The 25017-nt window shown below is 72.3% G+C and carries 22 protein-coding genes; 14 read left to right on the top strand and 8 right to left on the bottom strand.

Translation table 11 applies throughout. The annotated features are described in order from the left end of the window. Positions 1-20 precede the first annotated feature (20 nt). Genes ACWTPI_RS19080 through ACWTPI_RS19070 form a run of 3 tightly spaced genes read right to left on the bottom strand, consistent with a single transcriptional unit; the run spans position 21 to position 3353 of the window. On the bottom strand, positions 21-794 hold the full coding sequence (locus tag ACWTPI_RS19080; RefSeq protein ID WP_059410895.1) for a short-chain dehydrogenase/reductase: 774 nt from the start codon (positions 792-794) through the stop codon (positions 21-23). 5 nt (positions 795-799) lie between these two features. Continuing rightward, complete coding sequence (locus ACWTPI_RS19075) at positions 800-1633, bottom strand: alpha/beta fold hydrolase (protein WP_020200415.1); 834 nt, start codon at positions 1631-1633, stop codon at positions 800-802. 25 nt (positions 1634-1658) lie between these two features. Next, positions 1659-3353 (bottom strand): MFS transporter, encoded by a 1695-nt coding sequence (locus tag ACWTPI_RS19070; protein ID WP_052165761.1) that lies wholly within the window; start codon positions 3351-3353, stop codon positions 1659-1661. Between the two features lie 201 nt (positions 3354-3554). Between ACWTPI_RS19070 and ACWTPI_RS19065 the strand changes: the two genes are divergently transcribed. From ACWTPI_RS19065 to ACWTPI_RS19050, 4 genes are all read left to right on the top strand, one after another. Beyond that, positions 3555-4568: a LysR substrate-binding domain-containing protein gene (locus ACWTPI_RS19065; protein WP_454732350.1), complete on the top strand. Its 1014-nt coding sequence runs from the start codon at positions 3555-3557 to the stop codon at positions 4566-4568. Positions 4569-4694: 126 nt separating this feature from the next. Beyond that, positions 4695-5990, top strand: a complete 1296-nt coding sequence (locus ACWTPI_RS19060) for a CaiB/BaiF CoA transferase family protein (RefSeq protein ID WP_020200412.1) — start codon at positions 4695-4697, stop codon at positions 5988-5990. Positions 5991-6007: 17 nt separating this feature from the next. Then, entirely contained in the window at positions 6008-6841 is an 834-nt protein-coding gene (locus tag ACWTPI_RS19055; RefSeq protein ID WP_454732349.1) for an enoyl-CoA hydratase-related protein, read from the top strand. A gap of 129 nt (positions 6842-6970) precedes the next feature. After that, on the top strand, positions 6971-7951 hold the full coding sequence (locus ACWTPI_RS19050; RefSeq protein WP_020200410.1) for a Bug family tripartite tricarboxylate transporter substrate binding protein: 981 nt from the start codon (positions 6971-6973) through the stop codon (positions 7949-7951). A 27-nt stretch (positions 7952-7978) separates the two neighbouring features. On the opposite strand, the gene ACWTPI_RS19045 is transcribed toward ACWTPI_RS19050, so the two are convergent. Further along, on the bottom strand, positions 7979-8875 hold the full coding sequence (locus tag ACWTPI_RS19045) for a LysR substrate-binding domain-containing protein (protein ID WP_020200409.1): 897 nt from the start codon (positions 8873-8875) through the stop codon (positions 7979-7981). Positions 8876-9046: 171 nt separating this feature from the next. On the opposite strand from ACWTPI_RS19045, the gene ACWTPI_RS19040 reads away from it, so the two are divergent. The 7 genes from ACWTPI_RS19040 to ACWTPI_RS19010 all read left to right on the top strand — a co-directional run bounded on the left by ACWTPI_RS19040 (position 9047) and on the right by ACWTPI_RS19010 (position 15042). Beyond that, entirely contained in the window at positions 9047-9853 is an 807-nt protein-coding gene (locus ACWTPI_RS19040) for a citryl-CoA lyase (RefSeq protein WP_020200408.1), read from the top strand. Positions 9854-9896: 43 nt separating this feature from the next. Further along, positions 9897-11060 (top strand): CaiB/BaiF CoA transferase family protein, encoded by a 1164-nt coding sequence (locus tag ACWTPI_RS19035; protein ID WP_454732348.1) that lies wholly within the window; start codon positions 9897-9899, stop codon positions 11058-11060. 23 nt (positions 11061-11083) lie between these two features. Continuing rightward, entirely contained in the window at positions 11084-12073 is a 990-nt protein-coding gene (locus ACWTPI_RS19030) for a Bug family tripartite tricarboxylate transporter substrate binding protein (RefSeq protein WP_020200405.1), read from the top strand. Between the two features lie 126 nt (positions 12074-12199). Continuing rightward, entirely contained in the window at positions 12200-12502 is a 303-nt protein-coding gene (locus ACWTPI_RS19025; protein WP_454732347.1) for a putative quinol monooxygenase, read from the top strand. Between the two features lie 57 nt (positions 12503-12559). Beyond that, positions 12560-12967 (top strand): alternative ribosome rescue aminoacyl-tRNA hydrolase ArfB, encoded by a 408-nt coding sequence (arfB, locus tag ACWTPI_RS19020; protein ID WP_020200403.1) that lies wholly within the window; start codon positions 12560-12562, stop codon positions 12965-12967. Positions 12968-13176: 209 nt separating this feature from the next. Continuing rightward, positions 13177-14211 carry a fatty acid desaturase gene (locus tag ACWTPI_RS19015; RefSeq protein WP_454732346.1) on the top strand — a complete coding sequence of 345 codons (1035 nt, stop codon included), beginning with the start codon at positions 13177-13179 and terminating at the stop codon, positions 14209-14211. A gap of 6 nt (positions 14212-14217) precedes the next feature. After that, the gene (locus ACWTPI_RS19010; protein ID WP_454732345.1) at positions 14218-15042 is read left to right on the top strand and encodes a phosphate/phosphite/phosphonate ABC transporter substrate-binding protein; all 825 of its coding nucleotides are present in this window, start codon (positions 14218-14220) and stop codon (positions 15040-15042) included. Between the two features lie 19 nt (positions 15043-15061). On the opposite strand, the gene ACWTPI_RS19005 is transcribed toward ACWTPI_RS19010, so the two are convergent. Next, complete coding sequence (locus tag ACWTPI_RS19005) at positions 15062-15742, bottom strand: TetR family transcriptional regulator (protein WP_059410887.1); 681 nt, start codon at positions 15740-15742, stop codon at positions 15062-15064. A gap of 198 nt (positions 15743-15940) precedes the next feature. Between ACWTPI_RS19005 and ACWTPI_RS19000 the strand changes: the two genes are divergently transcribed. The 3 genes from ACWTPI_RS19000 (at position 15941) to ACWTPI_RS18990 (ending at position 21642) form a co-directional block, all read left to right on the top strand. Beyond that, positions 15941-19225: a bifunctional cytochrome P450/NADPH--P450 reductase gene (locus ACWTPI_RS19000; RefSeq protein WP_454732344.1), complete on the top strand. Its 3285-nt coding sequence runs from the start codon at positions 15941-15943 to the stop codon at positions 19223-19225. A gap of 145 nt (positions 19226-19370) precedes the next feature. Further along, positions 19371-20576 (top strand): MFS transporter, encoded by a 1206-nt coding sequence (locus ACWTPI_RS18995; protein ID WP_454732343.1) that lies wholly within the window; start codon positions 19371-19373, stop codon positions 20574-20576. A gap of 58 nt (positions 20577-20634) precedes the next feature. Next, positions 20635-21642, top strand: coding sequence for a GlxA family transcriptional regulator (locus ACWTPI_RS18990; RefSeq protein ID WP_454732342.1), 1008 nt, complete (start codon positions 20635-20637; stop codon positions 21640-21642). Positions 21643-21672: 30 nt separating this feature from the next. On the opposite strand, the gene htpX is transcribed toward ACWTPI_RS18990, so the two are convergent. The 3 genes from htpX to ACWTPI_RS18975 all read right to left on the bottom strand — a co-directional run bounded on the left by htpX (position 21673) and on the right by ACWTPI_RS18975 (position 24992). Further along, complete coding sequence (gene htpX, locus ACWTPI_RS18985; RefSeq protein ID WP_454732341.1) at positions 21673-22551, bottom strand: protease HtpX; 879 nt, start codon at positions 22549-22551, stop codon at positions 21673-21675. Between the two features lie 175 nt (positions 22552-22726). Continuing rightward, positions 22727-23248: a hypothetical protein gene (locus tag ACWTPI_RS18980; protein ID WP_454732340.1), complete on the bottom strand. Its 522-nt coding sequence runs from the start codon at positions 23246-23248 to the stop codon at positions 22727-22729. A gap of 10 nt (positions 23249-23258) precedes the next feature. Further along, positions 23259-24992 (bottom strand): NAD(P)-binding protein, encoded by a 1734-nt coding sequence (locus ACWTPI_RS18975; RefSeq protein WP_454732339.1) that lies wholly within the window; start codon positions 24990-24992, stop codon positions 23259-23261. Positions 24993-25017 lie beyond the last annotated feature (25 nt).

The raw sequence follows: 25017 nt of genomic DNA, 5'->3' as shown, positions 1-25017 counted from the left end.
GTGGCGGCTCGGCTGCCCGTTCAGGCGCTCATGTACTGCGCGCCGCCGTCGGCATCGATGACGACGCCGCTCAGGTAGGAGGCGCGGTCCGAGGCCAGGTAGATCACCAGGTCGGCGATCTCCTCGGGCCGCGCGGCGCGCCCGAACGGCAGGTGCCCCAGCATTTCCTCCCAGCGCGATTCGTCGCCGAACTTCTGCAGCGCGCGCGCCTTGTAGAGCTTGACCAGCCGGTCGGTCTCGGTGGGCCCCGGGTTGACGCCGAGCACGCGCACGCCGCGCGTGGTGGCGTGCGCGCCGACCGCGCGCGTGAAGGTGGACAGCGCGGCATTGCCGGCCGCGCCGCACAGGTAGTCGTAGCGCGGCATTTCCGCCGCGATGCCGATCACGTTGACGATGACGCCCGCGCCGCGCGCCATCATTTCCGGCAGCGCCAGGCGCGTGGTGTCGATGTAGCCGTGCACCTTGAGGTCCCACGCGCTGCGCCACTGCTCGTCGCTCAGCGCGGTCAGCCCGCCGCCGGGAATGGCGCCGGCGTTGTTGACGAGGATGTCCAGGCCGCGCAGCCGTTCGGCCAGCGCCTGGCGCTCGTGCGCGCGCGACAGGTCGGCGCACACCGCCTGCACTTCGATGCCCTCGCCGCGCAGCAAGCGCTGCGCCTTGTCGGCGGAGGCCTGCGTGCTGCCCGCGATGGTGACGTGCGCGCCTTCGCCGGCGAAGGCCCTGGCGCAGGCCAGCCCGATGCCGCGCGTGCCGCCGGTGACGAGCACCGATTTTCCGTTGAGATGCAGGTCCATTTCCGTTACTCCTGGCGCTCGCGGTCGACCGCCGCGATGAAGTCGAACACCACCCGGTTGAAGGCCTCGGGCTCCTCGAGATTGACCGCGTGCGTGGTGCGCGGCACGATCCACAGGCGCGCGTCGGGAATCGTGCGCTTCATGAACAGGGACGGCGCGATGCACGGCTCGTCGTCGTCGCCGGTGACGATCAGCGTGGGGACGTCGAGCTGCGCCATGCGCTCGCCGAGCTCGTAGATGGTGGGCCGGCGCATCTGGCAGCCGCGCGTGGTCAGCGACGAGCCCAGCGCCGAATGCTCGGCGAACTGGCGGTTGAAGCTGGCGAAGCCGCGCGGGTCCTTCTCCTTGAAGCGGCGCCGGATGGTGCTGTTGGCGTAGTGCACGATGCCTTCTTCCATGCCCAGGCCGACCAGCCGCTCGGCCAGCTCGCCGCTGTCGCGCAGGAACTGCGCGTGGCGCTCGGGATCGGAGCCGTGGCCGGCGCCGACGATGGTGAGCGAGCGCGCCATGCCGGGATGGGTCAGGCCGAAATTGAGCGTCGCGTAGCCGCCCATCGACACGCCGACGATGTGCGCGTTCTCCACGCCGGCCCAGCGCAGCACGCTGGCGATGTCCTCGACCGCGAGCGCCTGGCTGTATTGCGCCACGTCGCCGGGCACCTCGGACGGCGGATAGCCGCGCGCGTTGAACGTGACGCAGCGGAAGTGCCGGCCGAAGAAGCGGACCTGGTCGTCCCAGTTGCGGTAGTCGCCGGCGAATTCGTGGACGAACACGATCGGCGTGCCGGTGCCGGTGGACTCGACGTAGAGCCTGGCGCCGCTGGATTGTGCAAACTGCATGATGGCCTCGATGTAAGGGCCGGCGTCAGCGCGCCGCGCGCTGCTCGCCCGCCGAATAGATGTTGACACCCTTGCTTTCCCGCACGAACACCGCGCAGATGACGAAGCATGCCACGGCCAGCGCAACCGGGTACCAGAGGCCCGCGTAGATGTCGCCGACCGCGGCGGAAATCGCGAAGGTGGTGGCCGGCAGGAAGCCGCCGAACCAGCCGATGCCGATGTGGTACGGCAGCGACATCGCGGTGTAGCGGATGCGCGACGGGAACAGCTCCACCAGCATCGCCGCGATCGGCCCGTAGGTCATGGTGCCGAACAGCATCAGCGTGATCAGCACCAGCACCGTCATCGGCTTGTTGATCTGGGCCGGGTCGGCCGGGCCGACGTGGTAGCCGTTCGCGCTGAGCGCCGCGCCGACCGCGGCGTTGAGCGCCTTGGTGCGGGCCGCGGCGTCCGGGCCGCCGCCCTCGAAGCTCTCGATGGTGGTGCGGCCCACCACGATGCGCGCGGGCTGCCCGGCCGGCAGCGTCTCGGACATGTAGTTGAGCCCGGCCTTGGCGATGGCGGCGCGGGCGATGTCGCACGAGCTCTTGAACTCCGAGGTGCCGGCCGGGTTGAACTGGAAGCTGCACTGCGCCGGGTCGGCCTGCACCGCGATCGGCGCCGACTGCTGCGAGCGCTCCAGCGCCGGGTTGGCGTAGTGGGTCAGCGCCTTGAACAGCGGGAAGAAGAACAGCGCCGCCAGCAGGCAGCCGGCCAGGAACACCGGCTTGCGCCCGATGTGGTCCGACAGCTTGCCGAAGATCACGTAGAACGGCGTGGTCACAATGGTGGCGACGATGATGAGCAGGTTGGCGGTGCCGCCGTCCACCTTCAGCGTCTGGGTGAGGAAGAACATGGTGTAGAACTGGCTGGCGTACCAGACCACCGCCTGCCCCATGACGATGCCGAACAGCGCCAGCAGCACCAGTCGCAGGTTGCGCCACTGCCCGAACGCCTCGGAGATCGGCGCCTTGGAGGTGGTGCCTTCGCGCTTCATGTGCTCGAACTCTGGCGACTCGTGCAGCTTCATGCGGATGCGCAGCGACACCAGCAACAGCAGCAGCGAGACCAGGAACGGCACGCGCCAGCCCCACGCCGTGAAGCTTTCCTCGCCGAGGAAATAGCGCGTGGGCAGGATGACGGCCAGCGACAGCAGCAGGCCCAGCGCGGCGGTGGCCTGGATCCACGCGGTCTTGCCGCCGCGCTCGTGGTTGCCCGCGTGCTCGGCCACGTACACCACGGCGCCGCCGTACTCGCCGCCGAGCGCCAGGCCCTGCAGCATGCGCATGGCGACGAACAGGATCGGCGCAGCGATGCCGATGCTGCCGTAGCCCGGCAGCAGCCCGATGGCAAAGGTGGCCACGCCCATCAGCGCGATGGTCATCATGAAGGTGTACTTGCGCCCGACGAGGTCGCCGACGCGCCCGAACACCAGCGCGCCGAACGGGCGCACCGCGAAGCCCGCGGCGAAGCTCAGCAGCGTGAAGATGAACGCCGCGGTCGGGTTGACGCCGGAAAAGATGTTGGCCGAGATCTGCACCGCGAGGGAGCCGGCCAGGAAGAAGTCGTACCACTCGAACATGGTCCCGAGGGACGAGGCCAGGATCACGCGCCGCTGCGAGCCTCCCGGGGCGAGCAGGGGCGGCGCCGCGGCGAGGGCGCTATCCAGTCTTGCAGTCATCGTTTGTCTCCGTCGAATATCGGCCGGCCGCGCGCTCGCGCCGGGCGTCGCCTCTTTGGCAAGGCTCCCTTTTTGTGGCATCAAGTATAGGGAGGACTTCAATCGAGTAAAAATATTGAATCGGTATTGCTCCATCGCTTATTCTTATCGAATGCCCCGCCGCCGGCGGGCGCGGCGGCGGATCGGGAGGGCAAGCGCGGGATGGAATTCAAGCAGTTGAAATACTTCGTCAAGATCGCCGAGCTGGGCAACATGACGCGCGCCTCCGAGGTGCTGTGCATCGCCCAGCCCGCGCTGAGCCAGCAGATCGCCAACCTGGAGGCGGAGTTCGGCACGCGGCTGCTCGACCGCGGCGTCTACGGCGCGCGCCTGACCAGCCCCGGCGAAGTGCTGTACGGCTACGCCAAGTCGCTGCTGCGGCAGCAGGAAGACGTGCGCCAGGCGGTGTCGCAGGAGGCGCTGCATCCGACCGGCCGCACCGCCATCGGCATTCCCGGCAGCACCGGCAAGATGCTGGCCGAGCCGCTGCTGCGCGAGATCCTCGCCGACGGCGCGATCCTGCTGGAGATCGTGGAGCGGCCCAGCGCGGAGCTGGTCGACCTCGTCGCCGCCGGCAAGCTGGACATCGCCGTCACCGTGGACGCCCAGCCCCGGCGCGGCGCGCAGATCACGCCGCTGTTCACCGAGGCGCTCTACGCCGTGCTGCCGCAGGCCGCCGCAGGCGAGCGGCAGGCGCTCAAGCTCCGGGAGCTCGCCGACAGCCCGCTGATCCTGCCGAGCGCGCCGAGCACGATCCGCCAGCGCGTGGACGCCGCGCTGCTGCAGAAGCGCCTGAAGTACCGCCTGGTCAGCGAGATCAGCGCCACCGACATGCTGATCCGCCTGGTCGCGGCCGACCTGGGCTGGACCGTGCTGCCGTGGTCGGCGCTCTCGGACGAGGTGTCGCGCCAGACGCGCATCGCCACGCTGCCGATCTCCGGCTACCGGCTGGACCGCGAGATCTCGCTGTGCGTGTCGGACGTGCTGCCGCTGAGCCGCGCGGCCGAGGTGGTGCGCGCCACCGTGATCGCCATCGTGGGCCGGCTGCTGGCCTCGGGCGCGTGGAAGGGCACGCAGGCGCTGCCGGGCTCGCCGCTGACGGTGCGTCCGCCGGCACCGCGCTCATCGGCGGCGGATGCGCCGGCAGCGGATTCGCCGTCGGCGCATCCATCGTAATTTCCTATCGACCCATCCACATTCCATATTTTTTTGCGAGCGACGGCGTTCTTATACTGGTGCGTACCAGAGGCCGCCGGCATCCGTGCCCGAGCCGGCCATCGCAAATGAACGAGGAAGGTGGAGATGAACGAAGCGAACCACGCGCACGCGGCGGACCACGCCGGCGAGGCGTTCGAGCAGCCGCTGCGGGGCGTCAAGGTCCTTGAGCTGTCCCAGATCATGGCGGGGCCGACCTGCGGGCTGATGCTGGCGGACATGGGCGCCGAGGTCTACAAGGTCGAGAAATTCCCGGGCGGCGACGACGCGCGCAACTACCGCCGCGAAGGCGACAGCGGCCTGCCGCCCTCGTTCATGATGCTCAACCGCGGCAAGCGCTCGATCGGCATCAACGTCAAGTCCGAGCAAGGCAAGGCCGCGCTGCTGCGCATGGTGGCGCAGGCCGACGTGCTCACCGAGAACTTCCGGCTGGGCGTGATGGAGCGCCTCGGGCTCGGCTACGAGGTGCTGCGCGAAGTGAATCCGGCGCTGATCTACTGCTCCATCACCGGCTACGGCCGCGAGGGCCCGCTCGCCAAGAAGGGCGGCTTCGACCTGATCCTGCAGGCGTTCAGCGGCCTCATCAGCGTCACCGGCGAGGACGGCGGCGAGCCGGTCAAGCCCGGCGTCTCCATCGCCGACGTCAACGCCGGCGTGCTGGCGGCGGTCGGCATCCTCGCCGCCTACATCCACCGCCTGCGCACCGGCAAGGGCCAGCGCGTGGACACCTCGCTGCTGCAGGCGTCGATGCAGCAGCTCTACTGGTACGCCGCCGGCTATTTCTCGCGCGGCATCGTCCCCAAGCCGTCGGGCACCGCGCATCCGCTGATCGCGCCGTACCAGGTCTACCGCTGCCAGGACGGGCGCGTGGCCATCGGCGGCGCCAACCAGGCCAACTGGGAGCGCATCGCCGACATCCTCGGCCACCCCGAATGGAAGGACGACGCGCGCTTCGACACGCCCGACCTGCGCCTGGCCAACCGCAAGACGCTCGCCACGCTGATCGAGGCCGTGCTCGCCACCGGGACGCTCGCCACCTGGCTCGAGCGCTTCGACGCCGCCGCCATTCCCGCCGGCCCGGTGCAGGACGTCGGGCAGGCGCTCGAGCACGAGCAGTCGCGCGCGGTGCGCATGGTGGTGGACGTGGACGCGCCCGATGGCGGCACCACGCGCGCGCTCGGCCTGCCGATCCTGTTCAACGGCACCACGAACATCGCCGCCGGCGCGCCGCCGCGCGTGGGCCAGGACACCGCGGCGGTGCTGCGCGACTTCCATTTCTCCGACGCGGAGATCGCGCGGCTGGTGGCCAGCGGCGCGGTGTTCCAGGCAGGCGAGCCCGCCCCCGCCGGCGCGCCCTCGCCGGCCGAGGCGGCAGCCCTTTGACGACGACGGAGACCAGCATGCACACCGCAACCGCAACCGCAACTGCCGCCCCGCGCGCCGCCGAACTGCCGCGGCCCCATCCGCACCTCCGGCTGACGATCGAGGACGGCCTCGCCATCGTCGCCATCGACCGCGCCGAGAAGCGCAACTCGCTCACGCTGGCGATGTGGCGCGCGCTCGGCCGCGCCATGACCGGACTCGACGCGCGCGACGACGTGCGCGTGATCGCGCTGACCGGCACCGGCGCCAGCTTCTGCGCCGGCGCCGACATCGCCGAGTTCGCCACCGTGCGCGCCAACGAGCATCAGGTGGCCGACTACGAGCAGGCCGTGGACGGCTGCTGCGACGCCATCGAGGCGGTATCGAAGCCGACCATCGCCGCCATCAACGGCTTCTGCATGGGCGGCGCCGTCAACGTGGCGATGGCGTGCGATTTCCGCCACGCGGTGCCCGCCGCGCAGTTCGCGATTCCCGCGGCGCGCCTGTCCATCGTCTACGGCATCAAGGGCACGCGCCGCCTGTTCCACCTGGTCGGGCTGGCCAACGCCAAGCACATCCTGTTCTCGGGCGGGCGGCTCGACGCCGCCGACGCCTACCGCATCGGCCTCGTCGACGCCATCGCCGGGGATGCTCTCGCCAGCACCCGGCAGGCCGCCGCGGTGCTGGCCGACAACGCGCCGCTGTCGATCAGCGGCGCCAAGGCGATCCTCAACAGCCTGGCCTCGGGCGACGGCCCGATGACGGATGCCGCTGTGCAGGCGCTGGTCGACGGCGCCGCGGCGAGCGAGGACTACGCGCAAGGGCGGCAGGCCTTTGCCGAGAAGCGGCGGCCCGCGTTCCGCGGGCGCTAGACGTGCCGCCTGCGTGGCGGCGCGCGGCGACATGCGGTGACGCGCGCGGGCATGAGCCGCCCGCGCGTTCGCGGTACGCGCTGCCCGAGGCGGCGCATCGCAAGACATAAAAAACCAAGAGGAGACATCATGCTTTGCCACACAAGCCGGCTGCTTGCCGCCGCCGCATTCAGCATCGCCGGCGTCGCCGGCACCGCGGCGGCCCAGGACGCCTATCCGTCCCGGCCGCTGCGCATCGTCATCGGCTTTCCGCCCGGCGGCGCGGCCGACACCATCGCGCGCATCTACGGCGACGCGCTCGCCAAGGAGCTGAAGCAGCCCGTGCTGATCGACAACCGCCCGGGCGCCGGCACCACCATCGCCGCCGACTTCGCCGCCAAGTCGCCACCCGACGGCTACACGCTGTACATCGGCGGCGCCAGCCTGATGGGCGGCGACAACGCGCTGTACAAGAAGCTGCGCTACACGCCGGCGGACTTCATCCCGGTCACGCAGCTGACCACCGCGCCGCTGCTGCTGGTGGCGGGCAAGACCGCGGGCATCCGCAACGTCGCCGAGCTCGTGCAGAAGGCGAAGCAGCAGCCGGGCTCGCTGAACTACTCGTCGTCCGGCAACGGCGTCATCACGCACCTCGCCGGCGTGCACTTCACCCGGCTCGCCGGCGTCACCATGACCCACGTCCCGTACAAGGGCGGCGCGCAGTCCGCGCAGGCGGTGGCCGCCGGCGACGCGCAGGTCAGCTTCGCCACGCCGGCCTCGGTGCAGCCGATGATCGATGCCGGCAAGGTGGTGCCGCTCGCCGTCACCTCGGCGAAGCGCTCGGCGGTGATGCCGAGCTACCCGACCATCGCCGAAGCCGGCGTGCCCGGCTACAGCCTCTCCAACTGGTACGGCCTGTTCGCGCCGGCCGGCACGCCGCAGGCCGTCGTCGACCGCCTGTTCGCCGCCTCGGCCAGGGTGCTGATCGAGCCCGCGCTGCAAAAGCAGCTGGCCGGCCGCGGCGAGGAAGCCGCGCCCTCGCGCTCCCCGGCCGAGTTCAAGGCGTTCGCCGCGCACGAAGGCAAGCTCGACGTCGAGCTGATCGCGCAGAGCGGGGCGAAGATCGACTGAGACCGGGTGCGGGCCGGGGCTGCGCCGTCAGCCCCGCTCGCCCTCCAGCCGCGCCACCGCGCGCCGCACCGCGGTGGCGAAGAACCGCACCGGCGTGGCGCGCTGCGCGCCGCGCTTCCACAGCAGGCCCGGCGTGCGGTGCGGCGTGGGGCTTTCCAGCGGGATGAAGCGCAGGCGCTCGTTGCCGGAGTCGGCGCTTTCGCCGATCACGGCGGCGAGGTCGGTCTGCCGCACCAGTTCCAGCATCGGCGCGATCGAGTTGAGCTCGGCGATGACCAGCGGCTCGGCCCCGGCCGCGCGAAAGCACTCGTCGAGCAGCTGCCGCGTGGCGAAATACGCCGGCAGCAGCACCATGCGCATGCCGTGCAGCTCCACCATGCGCGCGCGCCGGCGGCCCGCCAGCGGGTGGCGCTCGCCGACCACCAGCTTCAGTTCCTCGTTGTACAGCGGCTCGAACCATAGCGCCTCGCTCTGCTCGGGCCGGTACGACACGCCCAGGTCCAGCTCGCCGGCGACGATGCGCCGCGTGATGTCGGCGGCGCTGAGCTCCTCCACGATGACGCGCACGGCCGGATAGCGGTTCAGGAACGACGCCACGCACTGCGGGATGAGCTGGATGTTGAAGCTGTGCGTGGCGCCGATGCGGACCTCGCCCACCAGCGGCTCCTCGCCGCCGCGCACGGCGTGGATGGCATGGTCCACCTGCCGCAGCGCCGGGCCGATGTGGAGCAGCAGCGTCTCGCCGGCCTCGGTGATCGACACGCGCTTGCCGGCGCGGTCGAACAGCGGCTGGCCCACTTCCTCTTCCAGCTGCCGGATCTGGTGCGACAGCGTCGACTGCGTGACGTGCATGCGCTCGGCCGCGCGCGTGAAATTGAGCGTCTCGGCGAGCGCCTCGAAGTAGCGCAGGTGTCGGAGTTCCACGGCATTCCACCATCAGTGCGGGACATGCGCCGCATTTTACATAGATGCCATCGATCATTTGGATCGATATTCATCATTTCCATCTGTGACGCGCCGCCCATAGACTGCCCATACACGACACGAGGCCCGGCCACGCGCCCGGCCCATTCCAGCTACGGAGACAGCGCAACCATGAAGATCGGCAAGGAAACCATCCCGCAGACCGGCATCAGCACGTCCAACACCGAGACCATCGTGGTGCGCGGCGCGGACCTGTGCCAGGACCTGATCGGCAAGCTCAGCTTCACCGAATACTTCTACTTCCTCGTCACCGGCCGCCGGCCCGGCGCGGCCGCGCTCAAGGTGGTCGACGCCACGCTGGTGGCCATCGCCGAGCATGGCCTGGTGCCGAGCGTGCAGGCCAGCCGCATGACGCTGGCGGCCGCGCCCGACGCGCTGCAGGGCGCGGTGGCGGCGGGCATCCTCGGCTGCGGCTCGGTCATCCTCGGCGCGTCCGAGAGCGCCGGCCACCTGCTCGAGGAAGTGCGCGCGCGCATCGCCGGCGGGGAGGCGAAGGCGCAGGCCGCCGCCGCGGTGGTGTCGGCCTGGCGCGAGGCGCGCCGCGCGATTCCCGGCTACGGCCATCCGCTGCACAAGGCGCGCGATCCGCGCGTGGCGGCGCTGTTCGCGGTGGCGCGCGAGGCCGGCGCGGACCTGACCTACATCGACATCGCCGAGGCGGTCGAGGCGGCGATCCCGGGCATCGTCGGCAAGGACCTGAGCCTCAACGTCTCGGCGGCGATTCCCGCCGTGCTGCTTGGCGTGGGCTTTCCGCTCAACGCGCTCAAGGGCGTGCCGATCCTGGCGCGCACCGGCGGGCTGATCGCCCATCTCAGCGAGGAGCTGCGCCAGTCGATCGGCTTCGCGCTGTCGTACCAGGCCACGCGCGAGGTGGTCTACACGGGCGCCGCGCCGGCGGGTTTCGATCCGCGCGCGTGAACGCGCACATGCAGCGGCACATCAGCGTGAGCAAGGAGCATCCATGATCAAGGTTCTGCAGGGCGTGAAAGTCCTGGAGCAAGGCACGTTCATCACCGGGCCCGCCGCCGGCATGCTGCTGGGCGACCTCGGCGCCGACGTCATCAAGCTGGAGCAGCCGGACACGGGCGACCCGTTCCGCGCGTTCAAGGGCGGCCTGTACAGCCCGCATTTCCAGACCTACAACCGCAACAAGCGCAGCATCACGCTCAACACCAAGAACGCCGAGGACCTGGAGATCTTCGACGACCTCGTGCGCGAGGCCGACGTCTACATCCAGAACTTCCGCCCCGGCGCGGCCGAGCGCCTGGGCGCCGGCGAGGAACGGCTGCGCGCGCTCAACCCGCGCCTGATCTACTGCGCCATCAGCGGCTTCGGCGCGACCGGCCCGGCCGCCGCGCGCCCGAGCTACGACACCGTGGCGCAGGCGGCCAGCGGCTTCCTCAACCTGCTCATCAACCCGGAGAACCCGCGCGTGGTCGGCCCCGCCATCGCCGACGCGATGACCGGCTTCTACGCCGCCTACGGCATCCTCGGCGCGCTGCACGAGCGCAACCGCACCGGCGTTGGCCGCAAGGTCGAGGTGTCGATGCTGGAGGCGATGAGCCACTTCAACCTCGACGCCTTCACGCACTACTATGCGGCGGGCGAGGTGATGGGGCCGTACAGCCGGCCCAGCGTGTCGCAGTCCTACGTGCTGGCATGCGCGGACGGCAAATGGATCGCGCTGCATATGTCCTCGCCCGAGAAATTCTGGCAGGGGCTGGCCAACGCGATCGAGCGGCCCGCGCTGTTTACCGACGCGCGCTTCGCCACGCGCGAGCAGCGCATCGCCAACCAGCAGGCGCTGATCGACCTGCTCGGCGAGCTGTTCCGCCAGCGCACGCGCGCGCAATGGTGCGAGCGGCTGCAGGCCGAGGACGTGCCGCACGCGCCGATGTACGACACCAGCGAGGCGCTGGAAGACCCGCAGGCCAGGCACCTGCAATTGCTGATCACGGGCACCCATCCCACGCTGGGCGAGTTCAGGACCGTGCGCAGCCCGGTGTCGTTCGACGGCGAGCGCGCGCTCGACGTCATGGCGCCGCCGCTGCTGGGCGAGCACAACGAGGAAGTGCGCGCCGCGCTGGCGCGAACGCGCGGCGCGGCGCAGACCGGTTCCAGGTAAGCCGAAAAAAAACAGGAGGAGACATGAAAAAGACCATGATGGCCGCGATGCTGGCCATGAGCTGCGCAGCCGGCTTCATGCTGGTGCAAGCGCCGGCGCAAGCACAGGCGCAGGACTATCCGTCGCGGCCGGTGCGGCTGGTGGTGCCGTTCGGCGGCGGCACCTCGACCGACATCACCGCGCGCATCCTCGGCGAGGCGATGGCGAAGAAGCTCGGCCAGCCCTTCGTGGTGGAGAACAAGGCCGGCGCCGGCGGCGCCATCGGCACCGACTACGTGGCCAAGTCCAGAGGCGACGGCTACACGCTGACCTTCGGCACGGTCGGCACGCTGGCCATCAACAAGGCGCTCTACCGCAACCTGCCGTACGACCCGGGCAAGGACTTCGCGTACCTGGCCATGCCCGGCTACACGCCCACGCTGCTGGTGGTGCGCGCCGACGCGCCGTACAAGACGCTGGCCGAGCTGGTGGCCTACGCGCGCGCCAATCCGGACAAGCTGTCGTTCGGCTCGGCCGGCAGCGGCACCTCGGGCCATCTCGCCGGCGAGCTGCTCAAGTCGATGGCCGGCATCAGCATGACGCACGTGCCGTTCAAGGAAGGCGGGCAGGCGCTGACCGCGGTGCTGGGCGGGCAGGTCGACTTCATGTTCTACCACCCGGTCGCGGTGCTGCCTTACCTCAAGGCCCACAAGCTGCGCGCGCTGGCCGTCAGCAGCCAGCAGCGCTCGGTGAGCGCGCCCGAGGTGCCGACCGTGGCGGAATCGGGCTATCCCGGCTTCGACCTGACCGCGTGGTTCATGCTCGCCGGCCCGGCCGGGCTGGACGACGAGGTGCGCAGGCGGCTGGCCGGCGCGATGCAGGCGGTGATGCAGGAACCGGGCGTGCAGAAGAAGCTGGCGGAGCAGGGGCTGGAGATCGCCAGGCTCGACACCGCGCAGCTGCCGCGCTTCGTCAACGGCGAGATCCAGAAATGGACCGCGGTGGTGAAGCGCTCCAACGCGCAGGTCGACTAGCCGGCCGGGCAATCGGTGGCGGCGCCATTTGCGCCGGATTAGGGAAACTCTTTTGCGCGCCGGCGCATTCCCGGCCGGCGCGGATTGGGGGATGATCGGGGTTTTGCCTAACCGACAGGAGCCATCATGACCGAATCCCGCAAGCCGCCCGTGGCGGTGGTCGCCACCATCGTGCCGGAGCCGGCCCACCTGCAGCTGGTCGAAGCGGCGCTGCGCGAAGCCGTCGCGCAGGTGCGGCTGGAGCCCGGCTGCGAATACTACGAGCTGCACCGCGACCTCGACGACGCCGGCCGCTTCGTGATGCTGGAGCGCTGGCGCGACGAGGACGCGCTCGCGCAGCACGGCCGCGGCGCGGCCCTCGCCGCGCTGGGCAAGGTGCTTCAGGGCCGCGCCAGCCTGCACATCGTCAAGCTCGCGGCCATCGCCTGACCGGCCCCGGCAGCGCCGCCCGCCACGGCGGGCCGGCGCGCTTGCTATCATTGCCCGATGTCCAGCGAAACCGTCATCCCCCACACCGAGTACGAGATCACCGCGATCCGCGCGCAGGGCGCGGGCGGGCAGAACATCAACAAGGTCTCCAACGCGGTCCACCTGCGCTTCGACGTGCGCGCGTCGGCGTCGCTGGACGAGGACCACAAGGCGCGCCTGCTGCAATTGCACGACCACCGCATCACGCGCGACGGCGTGGTGGTGATCAAGGCGCAGCAGCACCGCAGCCTGGAGATGAACCGCGAGGAAGCCGTGCGGCGCCTGCACGAACTGGTGCGCAGCGTGGCCACGCCGCCGCGCGCGCGGCGCCCCACGCGGCCCACCTTCGGCTCGCGCATGCGGCGGCTCGAAGGCAAGAGCCAGCGCAGCCAGGTCAAGGCCATGCGCGGCAAGGTGCTCGACTGAGCCCGTGGCGCGCCCTCCGTGCGCCACCTGCGCCGCATGCGCAGGCCGCTTGCGGGCATGCATATCCATATCGGCTTTCCTTCGTTCCGTTTTGCGCCACGGCGCGTAAGCTGGACTGACGTTTCGTGCCGGCGCCGCCGGCCGCGACGCCCTGGGTGTCCGCATCGCCTCGATTGCCGTACAGCCCGCCACCGTTCCACGATGACGCAATGGCAATCTACCTGGACGACCTCCAGCGCGCGGACATCGCGCGCGCCAGCCGCGCCTGGCTCTGGCGCACCGAACTGCCCACCTGGCTGCTGATCGCGGCGGTCTACGCGCTGTGGTTCGGCGCGGCGCTCAACGCGGCCCGCCTGGGCCTGCCGCTCGCGCTGGCGCTGCTGGTACTCGCCTCCACCTGGTACATGTCGCTGCAGCACGAACTGCTGCACGGCCATCCCACGCGCCTGCCGTGGCTCAACGCGCTGTTCGGCATGGCGCCGCTGGCGGTGTGGTTTCCTTACGGGCTCTACCGCCGCGAGCACCTGCGGCATCACGCGCACGACGACCTGACCCATCCCGGCGCCGATCCGGAGAGCTACTTCCTGCTGCCGGGCGACTGGCAGGCCGCCGGTCCCCTGCGGCGCACGCTGCTGCGCTGGCGCAACACGATGGCGGGGCGCGTGCTGCTGGGCCCGGCCTTCGCCATCGCGCGCAGCGCGGCCGACGCCGCGCGCCGGTTGCGCGCCGGCGACCTGCGCGATCTGCCGATGTGGGCCGCGCACCTGCTCGCGCTGGCCGCGCTGCTGCTGTGGCTCGACCGCGCGTGCGGCATCGCGCCGTGGCTGATGCTGGCGGGCGTGGCCTATCCCGCGCTGGCGCTGTCGTCGGTGCGCTCGTTCCAGGAGCACCGCCCGCACGCGCTGCCGGCGCGGCGCAGCGTGCTCAACGAGGCGGCGTGGCCGTGGCGGCTGCTGTTCCTCAACAACAACTTCCACCTGGTCCACCACGACTTGCCGGCGCTGCCGTGGTTTGCCCTCGGGCGCGTCTATCGCGCGCGCGCGGCGGGCTACCGGCGGCGCAGCGGCGGCTTCGTGGTGAACGGGTACGGCGAATGGCTGGCGCGCTTCGCGCTGCGGCCCGCCGCGCCGGTGGTGCATCCGCTGTTCCGCGGCGCCGCCGTGGCCACGCCGGCCATGCCTGCCACACCCGCCACGGCAGACCGGCGGGCCGGCAACGACGCGCGCGCGCGCCTGACCGGGTGAGCGCGCATGGATGACCGCCGGCACTGGGTGGCCGCGCTGCCCATGTACAACGTATCGCCCGCGCTGCGCGAAGACTGGCTGGCCCTGATCGCGCGCGTGGCGGCGGTGCTCGCGCGCGGGCGCGATCCGCTGTTCCTGCGCGCCGTCGAGCCCGGCGCCACGCATGCGCAACTGCACGAATTCTGGCGCCGCCCCGACCTGCTGCTGTCGCAGACCTGCGGCTACCCGCTGGTGCAGGGCCTGCAGCGCCACGTGCGCGTGATCGGCACGCCGCTGTTCGACGCGCCGGGCTGCGACGGCGAGCGCTATCGCAGCGCGATCGTGGCGCGCGCCGACGGCCCCGACAGCCTGGCCGATTGCCGCGGGCTGCGCGTGGCGTACAACGACGAGGCCTCGCACAGCGGCATGAACGCGCTGCGCCACGCGGTGGCGCCGCTGGCGCGCGGCGGGCGCTTCTTCGCCGCGGCGCTGTGCACCGGCTCGCACCTGGCCTCGCTCGACGCCGTGGCGCGCGGCGACGCCGACGTGGCGGCCATCGACTGCGTCACGCTGGCCTTCGCGCGCGACCACCTGCCCGGACGGCTGGCGGCGCTGCGCCAGATCGCCGGCACCGCGTCGGCGCCCGGCCTGCCGCTGGTGTGCTCGCGCCATGCCAGCCCGGCGCAGAGCGCGCGCGTGGGCGACGTGCTGGCGCGCGTGATCGAGGCCGAGCCCGCGCTGGCGCGGCGGCTGCGGCTGCGCGGCATCGCCCGCACCGGCCTCGCGCACTACGCGCCGGTGACGCACATGGCGCGCGCCGCGGTGGCCGCCGGCTACGCGCGGCTGGCCTGAGCGCCGGCGCCCGCCGCGTTCAGTGCGGCTGCGCCTGCCGCGGCTTGCGTTTGCGCGCCGCGGCTGCCGATGGTGCTGGTGCTGCCGCTTGCGCGCGCCCGCCTTGCTGCGCGGCGGCGCCGCGCAGCAGCCAGCACACCAGTTGCCGCGACTGCTCGATGCGCCGGCGGCGGCCCGCCGCGTCGGCTTCGAGATAGTCGGTCGACAGGTGGAACAGGTAGGACACCACGTAGCCCGAGAGATCGTCGAGCGCCGCGCGCGGCAGGCCCGGGCACAGCCCCAGCCGCTCGATGTCCTCCGCCATCTCGGCGGCGATGTCCGCCAGCAGCTGGCGCACCGCGTCGCGCAGCGCCGGCTGCGGCCCGGTGCTGCCGCACACGCCGACGAAAAAGGCATCCCGGTGCGCCTCGGCGTAGGCGAAGAACGCCGCGCACGCGCGTGTGGCCACCTCGTCCGGGTTGTCGCGCGCGGCCGCCCAGCGCACCGCGCGCAGCATCGGGCGCAGCTCGGCGCCGACCTCGGCCACGGCGGTCAGCGCGAGGTCCTCCATGTCGCGGAAATGGCGGTAGAAGGTGTTGGGGTTGAGCCCCGCCTCGCGCGCGAGCTCGCGCAGGCCCAGGCCGGCGAAGCTGCGCCGCGCGGCGGCCAGGCGCAGCGCGGCGTCGATCAGTTTGCGTTTGCCGGCGGCAACGTCGTCCATTGGTTTCCGTCTGTCTGAATTGTCTGGCCGGATAAGCCGCTTCGTGCGCACCCGCCGTGAAATGCCGGTTTGGAATTGACACTCGGTCTACGTTCGTCTACTTTGCTGCAAAAGTAGACATTTGTCTACGCCTACAAGAACAACCAACGCGAGACAACCCCGGCGCCTTGCACGCCGATTTCGAACGGTGACCCGAACATGCAGCCAGTCTCCAACCCGGCATCCACCGCCGACGCCGCCTCCGCCGCGCCGGCCGCGCGCCAGCCCGAACCCATCCCGCAGGCGCCCGGCTGGCCCGTGGTCGGCAACCTGCTGCAGGTCACGCCCGGCATGGTCGCGCAGCACCTGCTGGCGCGCAGCCGCGAGTTCGACGGCATCTTCGAGCTGAACTTCGCCGGCCGGCGCGTGGCCTTCGTCAGCGATGCCGGGCTGGTGGCCGAGCTGGCCGACGGGCGCCGTTTCCGCAAGCTGATCGGCCCGCCGCTGTCCTACCTGCGCGACGTCGGCGGCGACGGCCTGTTTACCGCCGACCACGGCGAGGAGAACTGGGGCCGCGCGCACCGCATCCTGATGCCCGCGTTCAGCCAGCGCGCCATGAAGGGCTATTTCGACGTGATGCTGCGCGTGGCCAACCGGCTGGTCGGCAAGTGGGAGCGCCAGGGGCCCGACGCCGACATCGCGGTGGCCGACGACATGACGCGCCTCACGCTCGACACCATCGCGCTGTCGGGCTTCGGCTACGACTTCGACTCGTTCGCCAGCGCGCAGCTGCATCCGTTCATCGGCGCGATGGTCGGCGCGCTCGAGGAAGCGATGGGCAAGCTCACGCGCCTGGCCATCAAGGACAAGTTCATGCACGCGGCGCACCGCAAGTTCGCCGCCGACGTCGGCTTCATGCGCGAGCTGGTCGACGACGTGGTCAGGCAGCGCCGCGCGGCGGCCGCGCGCGGCCAGGCCCCCGAGCCCGACCTGCTCAACCTGATGCTCGACGCGCGCGACCCCGACAGCGGCGAGCGCCTGGACGACGTGAACATCCGCAACCAGGTCATCACCTTCCTGATCGCCGGGCACGAGACCACCAGCGGCATGCTGACCTTCGCGCTGTACGAGCTGATGCGCCATCCGGGCGTGCTGGCGCAGGCCTACACCGAGGTGGACGCCGTGCTGCCCGGCGACGCGCCGCCGGCCTACGCCGACCTCGCGCGCCTGCAGGTGATCGACCGCGTGCTCAAGGAAACGCTGCGGCTGTGGCCGACCGCGCCGGGCTTCTCGGTGGCGCCGTTCGAGGACACGCTGCTGGGCGGGCGCTACCTTATCCGGAAGGACCGCCGCCTGTCGGTGGTGCTCACCGGGCTGCACCGCGACCCCAAGGCGTGGGCCGACCCCGAGCGCTTCGACATCGACCGCTTCCTGCCCGAGAACGAGGCGCGCATCCATCCGCATGCCTACAAGCCGTTCGGCAACGGCGAGCGCGCCTGCATCGGCCGGCAGTTCGCGCTGACCGAGGCCAAGCTGGCGCTGGCGCTGATGCTGCGCAATTTCCAGTTCAGCGATCCGCACGACTACCAGTTCCGCATCAAGGAAACGCTCACGCTCAAGCCCGACGGCTTCACGCTGCGCGCGCGCCGGCGCCGCCCGCACGAGCGCATCGCCGCGGCGCAGGCCGGCGCGGCCGCGGCGCAGCCCGCGCGCCCGGCGGTGCACGGCGGCGGCCTGCCGCTGGCGGTGCTGTGCGGCTCCAGCCTGGGCACCGCGCGCGAGCTCGCCGAGCAGATCCACGCGGGCGCGCTGCAGGCCGGCTTCGCCGCCACGCTGCGCGATCTCGACGCCGCCGTGGACACGCTGCCGACCGATGGGCTGGCGGTGATCGTGGCGGCCACCTACAACGGCCGCGCGCCCGATTCGGCGCGCCGCTTCGAGGCCATGCTCGACGCGCAGGCGCAGGCGCCTGCCGGCTACCGCGCGCCCGGCCTGCGCTTCGCCGTGCTCGGCTGCGGCAACTCGCAATGGGCCACCTACCAGGCGTTTCCCAAGCGCGTGCAGGCGTTCTTCGACGCGGCCGGCGCCACCCCGCTGCTGGCGCGCGGCGAGGCCGACGGCAACGGCGACTTCGACCACGCCGCCGGGCAATGGCTGGCCGCGCTGTGGCAGGCGCTGCAAGCGCTGCGCGAGGCGCAGGGCGCCGGGCCGGACGCGCCCGCCGCCGCGGCCGGCGCGATCGCGGTGCGGCTGCGCGGCATCGCCGCCATCCGCGCCGGCACGCTGCCGCCGTCCACGCAGGCGTTCACGGTGCTGGCCAATACCGAGCTGGTCAGCGATCCCGCCGGCCTGTGGGACTTCGCGCGCGAGGCGCCGCGCACTTCCACGCGCGACATCCGCCTGCGCCTGCCCGAAGGCGTGCGCTACGCCACCGGCGACCACCTCGCGGTGTACCCGCAGAACCAGCCGGCCGTGGTGGACGACCTGTGCGCGCGGCTCGACCTCGATCCCGACGCGATGGCGACGCTGTCGGCCGCGCACGCCGGCGCCGCGCGCGGCCTGCCGCTGGAAGAGGCGCTGCCGGTACGCGAGCTGCTCACGCACTTCATCGAGCTGCAGGACGTGGTGTCGCGCCAGACCCTGCGCACGCTGCTGCAATACACGCGCTGCCCGCGCACGCGCGCCGCGCTGGAGCAGCTCGGCTCGGACGATCCCGCCGCCGGCTACGCCGCGCGGGTGGCGGCGCCGCGCCTCGCGCTGGCCGACGTGCTGGCGCGCCATCCCGCCATCGAGCTGACGCTGGCCGGCCTGCTGGCCTGCACCGTGGCGATGCGCCCGCGCCTCTATTCGATCGCCTCGTCGCCGGCGGTGTCGCCGGACGTGGCCGCGATCACGGTCGGCACGGTGTGGGCGCCCGCGCTGTCCGGGCGCGGCATGTTCCGCGGCGTGGCCTCGACCTGGCTGCAGGGACTGGCGCCCGGCGCGGTGGTGGCCGCCGGCATCCGCACGCCGAACCCGCCGTTCGCGCCCGACGCCGATCCCGCCCGGCCGATGATCCTGGTCGGCCCCGGCACCGGCATCGCGCCGTTCCGCGGCTTCCTGGAGGAGCGCGCGGCGCAGCGGGCCGCCGGCATGCGCGTCGCCGCCAGCCAGCTCTATTACGGCTGCCGCCATCCCGCGCACGACTGGCTGTACCGCGACGACATCGCGTGCTGGCAGGACGCGGGCGTGGTGCAGGCGCACGCCGCGTACTCGGCCACCGGCGCGCCGGACCAGCGCTTCGTGCAGCACCTGCTGTGGCGCGACCGCGCCGCGGTGTGGGCGCTGCTGCGCGACGGCGCCACCCTCTACGTGTGCGGCGACGGGCGGCAGATGGCGCCCGCGGTGCGCCGCACGCTGATCGAGATCGCCGCGCAGCAGGGCGGCATGCCCGAGGCGGCGGCGTCCGACTGGCTGGCCGGCATGGTCGCGCAGGGCCGCTACCGGCAGGACGTGTTCAACTGACTGACTGATTGTTCGCGGCCCGCCGCCGCCCGCCGCCCGCCGCATCCACATGGCAGGATTCCACGGATCATTGTCAGCCGGCGCGGCGGCGCTTTCCTTACGCTCGGTGTCATCCCCAACGCCCGTCCTTACCGGAGCGCCCCCGATGGCACGTCCCGCGATCCCGCAAGCCCGCCTGCTGGCGGTCTGCCAGGCTCTCTTCACCTCGGCCCTGTCGGTCGACCTCACGCTGACCGGGCTGGTCGGCTACACGCTGGCGCCGGACAAGGCGCTGGCCACGCTGCCGTTCGCGCTGATCACGGTGGCGTCCGCCGTCACCGCCATCGCGGCGGCGTTCCTGATCGAGCGCCTCGGCCGCCGCGCCGCGTTCTGCCTGGGCGGGCTGGCCTGCTGCGCGGGCGGGCTGGTGTCGGTGTGGGCCATCGCGCACCATGATTTCGCCGCGTTCTGCGTGGGCACCGCGCTGGTCGGCGTGTTCCAGGCCTTCGCGCGCTTCTACCGGCTGGCCGCCGCCGATGCCGCGCCGGCCGCCGACAAGCCGCGCGCGATTTCCACGGTGCTGACCGGCGGCGTGGTGGCCGCGGTGTGCGGCCCGGCCATCGCCGCGTGGAGCAGCGACCTGCTGGTGGCGCAGCCGTTCGCCGGCTCCTACGCGGTGGTGGCGGTGTTCGGGCTGGCCACCGTCCTGCTGCTGGCGTTCGGCTACCGCGACGCGCCCGCCCACGCCGCGGCGCGGGAGCATGGCGCCGCGCTGCCCGCGCGCCCGCTCGCGCAGATCGCGCGCCAGCCGGTGTTCCTGGCCGCGTTCGCCAACAACGGCATCGGCAACGCGGTGATGATGTTCGTCATGACCGCCACGCCGATCGCCGCGGTGGCGTGCGGCCACACCATCGGCCAGGGCGCGCAGATCATCGAGTGGCACCTGGTCGGCATGTACGCGCCGTCGTTCTTCTCGGGCTGGCTGTTGCAGCGCTTTGGCCGCGGGCCGATGCTGATGTGCGGCATCGCGCTCGCCGCAGTGGGTTCGCTGGTGGCGCTGGCGTCCACCGCGGTGCCGGCGTTCTACGTGGCGCTGCTGTGCCTGGGCGTGGGCTGGAATTTCATGTTCGTCGGCGGCACCACCTTGCTGGCGGAAAGCTACCGCCCGGCCGAGCGCACGCGCACCCAGGCGCTGGCCGAGTTCGCCGCCGCGGCGCTGACCGCGCTGGCCACGCTGGCGGCCGGGCAGGTGCTGTACCGCTACGGCTGGCAGGCGGTCAACCTCGCCGTGCTGCCGGCGCTGGCGGTGGCGCTGCTGGTCACGCTCGGATGGCAGCGCGGCGTGGCGCGCCGCGCGGTGCTGGCCGGATGACGGCGCGCGCCGGTATGATCGGCGGGCCGTCCCTCTCCACAGGTTTCCCACACACGCCATGCCAGCCAGCCTTCCCCTGCCGGACGATCCGCCGCGCATCGTCGTGATCGTCGCGCCGGACCCGGCGCAGGAACTCGACGTGACCGGGCCGAGCGCGGTGTTCGGCCACGCCAACCGCCTCGAAGGCCGCACCGCGCCGGCCTACGACATCCGCGTCGCCAGCGCGCGCGACGACGCCGTGGTGCGCACCGAGAGCGGCCTCCGGCTGCTGGCCGACGCGCCGTACCACCGCATCGGCGAGATGCTGCCCGGCCCGATCGACACCCTGCTGATCGCCGGCGGCGCGGGCCACCGCGCGGCGGCCGAGGACGCCCGCCTGGTCGACTGGATCCGCGCGCAGGCGCCGCGCGTGCGCCGGCTGGGCGCGGTGTGCACCGGCGCCTTCGTGCTGGCGCGCACGGGCCTGCTCGACGCGCGCCGCGCCACCACGCACTGGCGCCACGCCGCGCGGCTGGCCGCGCAGCATCCGCAGGTGGAGGTCGACCCCGACCCGATCTGGATCCGCGCCGGCGAGCTCTACACCTCGGCCGGCGTCACCGCCGGCATGGACCTGGCGCTGTCGCTGGTGCAGGAAGACCTCGGCCACGCCGCCTCGCTGGCGGTGGCGCGCGAGCTGGTGCTGTTCCTGCAGCGCCCCGGCAACCAGGCGCAGTTCTCCACGCTGCTGCAGGCGCAGAGCGCGCAGAACCCGGAGCTGCGGGAATTGCAGGGATGGATGGCGCAGCACCTGGCGCGCGACCTGTCGGTGCCGGTGCTGGCCGAGCGCGTGGCCATGAGCCCGCGCAACTTCGCGCGCGTGTTCGCGCGCCAGGTCGGCGAGACGCCCGCGCGCTACGTGGAGCGCCTGCGCGTGGAAGCGGCGCGGCGCCTGCTGGAGAAGGATGGCCGCCGCCTGGAAGGCATCGCCCGCGCCACCGGCTTCACCAATGCCGACGTGATGCGGCAAGCGTTCCAGCGGCACATGCAGACCACGCCCGAGCGCTACCGGGCGGCATTCCGCGCCTGAACGGGCAAGCCCACGGGAGCGGAAACCCGCTCAGCGCTGCCCCTGCAGCGCGGCGATGCGCTGCTCGATCGGCGGGTGGCTGGAGAACAGCGACAGCCACGACCTGCCGCCGGCGATGCCCATCGCCTGCATGTTCTGCGGCAGGCCGTCGGGCTCCAGGCCGCCGAGGCGGCGCAGCGCGGCGACCATCGGCGAGGGCGTGCCCATCAGCCTGGCCGCGCCGGCGTCGGCGCGGAACTCGCGGTGGCGCGAGAAGGCGGCCACGATGATGCTGGCCAGGATGCCGAACACGATCTCGCACACCACCACGGTGATCATGTAGCCGATGCCGGGGCCGCTCGACTCTTCGTCGTTCTTGCGCAGCATCGAGTCCACGAAGTAGCCGACCACGCGCGCGAGGAAGATCACGAAGGTGTTGACCACGCCCTGGATCAGCGTGAGCGTGACCATGTCGCCGTTGGCGATGTGGGCCACCTCGTGCGCCAGCACGGCTTCCACCTCGTCGTGCGACATGCTTTGCAGCAGGCCGGTGGAGACCGCCACCAGCGAGCTGTTCTTGCTGGCGCCGGTGGCGAAGGCGTTGGGCTCGCCTTCGTAGATGGCGACCTCGGGCATCGGCAGGCCGGCGCGCTGGGTCAGTTTCTGCACGGTCTGCACCAGCCACAGTTCGGTGCTGTTGCCCGGGTGCGTGATGACCTGGGCGCCGGTGGACCACTTGGCGATCATCCTGGACATCAGCAGCGAGATGAAGGAGCCGCCGAAACCCATCAGCGCGGCGAACGCCAGCAGCATGCCGAGGTTGAGCCCGTTGGCGGTGAGGAAGCGGTTCACGCCGAGCAGGCTGGCGGTGAAGCTGAGCACGAGCATGACGGCGAGGTTGGTCGCCAGGAAGAGCAGGACGCGTTTCATTTCTTGTCTGTGAGGAAGGTCAGTCTGGTCAAGGGAACAACGGCAAAGCGGCGCTGGCACCTTGCGCGCGCGTGCGCGCCGCGCGGACTGCGCGCACGCGGCGCCGCGGACGGCGCACGGGTGCCGGCGGCAAGGTGCGGGAAACGAGGTGCGCGCCGGGCCGGCGCGCGGGGAATCAGGCGCTGGGCGGGCGCTGCTGGAGGGGGAGGTCGGGATCGGGCAGCAGGCCCGCGCGGTGCGCGGGCGCGCTGCCGCGCGCGAGGCTGGCGGCGAAACGCGGCGGCGCGGCGGGCAGCAGGGATTCGGCGAGGTCGGCGCCGCCCTGGGCCGGGTCCTTCGCGTCGCCGGTGTCCTGGCCGGCGGGATCGGCGGCGGCGTCGGCATCGGCATCGAATGCCGAAAGCATCGCGGCAGCCTGGGCGGCACTTTCGCCGCCGCGTTCATCGGCCGCGGCGGCGAACGCCTGTTCGTGCGGCGCGCCGATGTTGCCGCCCGCGCACGTGGCCGCGCCTGCCCAGCTCTGGAAGGGCATGACGGCGAGCATCAGGAGCAGCAGCAACAGGCGGATGGGGCGCACGAAGGATGACGTCGGGTTCAGGTTCGCGGGATCGAAGGGTTCGACACGAAACCGTGCCGGGAATTCTACAGGATGCCGCAATACGCATGCGGCCGCGCGCCGGGGTGGGGCGGGCGTCACCCGGCCGGGCTCATCCGGTGATGCGCCGCGCCGCGCGCGTGCCCCACCACGCGGCTTCCTCGAACACGGACAGACCGGACAGGTCGGCATGCGCGAACAGGATGCGCCCGTCGGCGTCGCGCAGCGCGGCGGCGCCGGCATTGGCGAGGAAGCCGGGGCGCGGCGAGGCCATCGCGTGGCCGCGCACGGTGATCTCCGCCGCGTCGGCATGGCGCCAGAACGCGCGCCCGTAGGCGGCGCGCAGGTCGGTGGTGGCGTAGTCCATCAGTTCGGCCGGGGCGGCGGCGGCGAGCCAGCGGCGCGTGTCGGCCGGCGCGCGCGGCGCGGTGCCCGCCGCCATGTCCGGCGCCGCGGCGGCATCGAGCGGGCAGTAGGCGGTAAACACCGTGTCGGCCGGCATGGCCTGCCGGATCAGCTGGTGCGTGCTGACCACGTAGCCGAGGCCGCGCCCGCCGTGCACCACGTTGTCCCACGCCAGCGGCACGCCGGGCCGCTCGTCCGGGAAGCCGCGCAGGCGGAAGCTGGACACCAGCCACGGCGCGCTCGGCGGCAGGTGCCGCGCCGGGTCGAAGCCGAACGCGGCGAGCGGCGCCACGTGGGCGGCCACGTGCAGCGGCATGGCGCAGATCACGCGGCGCGCGCGGATGCGGAACAGGTGCGGCGCGCCGGCGGCCGTGCCGCCGGGCCATTGCGCGCACAGCACGCGGACCTCGCGGCCGTGCTCGCGCACCTGCACGGCCATGCCGGGCTGGCGCCACGGCCGCGTGCCGGTCTTGCCGGTCGGTGTGCCGCCGGCGCGGCGCGCGTCGATGCGCGCGGCCAGCCGCGCGACCAGCGTGTGCAGGCCGTCGGGCCACGTCAGCACGGCGCCGTCGGCGGCGTTGGCCGCGTGGCCGGCGCGGCTGGCGAAGTAATACACGCCGGCCCAGGCCGAGATCGCGTCGTGGCTGGCGCCGTAGTCGTCGCGGCAGCAGTAGTCGACATAGGCGTGCAGCGTGGGCGAGGTGAAGCCCTCGGCGGCCATCCACTGGCGCATGCTCTGCCGGTCCAGCGCGGTCCAGGCCGGGTCCTGCGACGCCAGCGCCAGTGGAATCGCGAACGCCTTGCGGCCGTCGCCGCCGCGCGCGTCCTTGAGCTGCGCCATGCGCGCGAGGAAACGCGCGTGCTGGGCCGCTTCCGCGCCGGCCACCGCCTCGCTGGGCAGCAGGCCGTCGTGCCACCTGCCGTCGAACAGCAGGCGCTCGTCGGGCGCGTGCACCAGCGCGCGCTCGTCGAACTCGGGCCGCGCGCCGAACGGGTCGCGCGCGATCACGCCGGTGTCGGCCAGCATCTCGCGGATGTGGGCGGATTCGAGCGAGGGCAGCGGCAGGTAGTGCGCGCCGCGCGGAAAGCCGAGCTCGCCGAAGCGGCCCGCCGCCGCGTTGCCGCCGAACTCGGGGCCTTCGACCAGCAGGAAGTCGCGCAGGCCGGCGCGCGCCAGTTGCCAGGCCGCGCTGAGGCCGGCCACGCCGCCGCCGAGGATGGCGACCTCGGTCACGATTTCGTCCTGCGGCGCCGGCCACGACGCGGCGTCGCGCAGCGCGTGGCCTTCGGCCATGCCCGGGCGCAGCACCGCGGGCCACGGCTCGCGCAGGCCGACGCCGGCCAGGAAGCGGCGCGCCTCGTCGCCGAGCCGGTCGCAGCCGGCCAGCAGGCCGGTGCCCGCCGTACCCGCCGCCGCGATCAGGAAGCGGCGGCGGTCCATGCCGGCTCCGTGCCCGTGTTCCTGC

It is taken from the genome of Cupriavidus ulmosensis, assembly GCF_977008105.1.
Note: the sequence above shows the minus strand (reverse complement) of the source record. Positions and strands in the feature narration are given on the sequence as shown.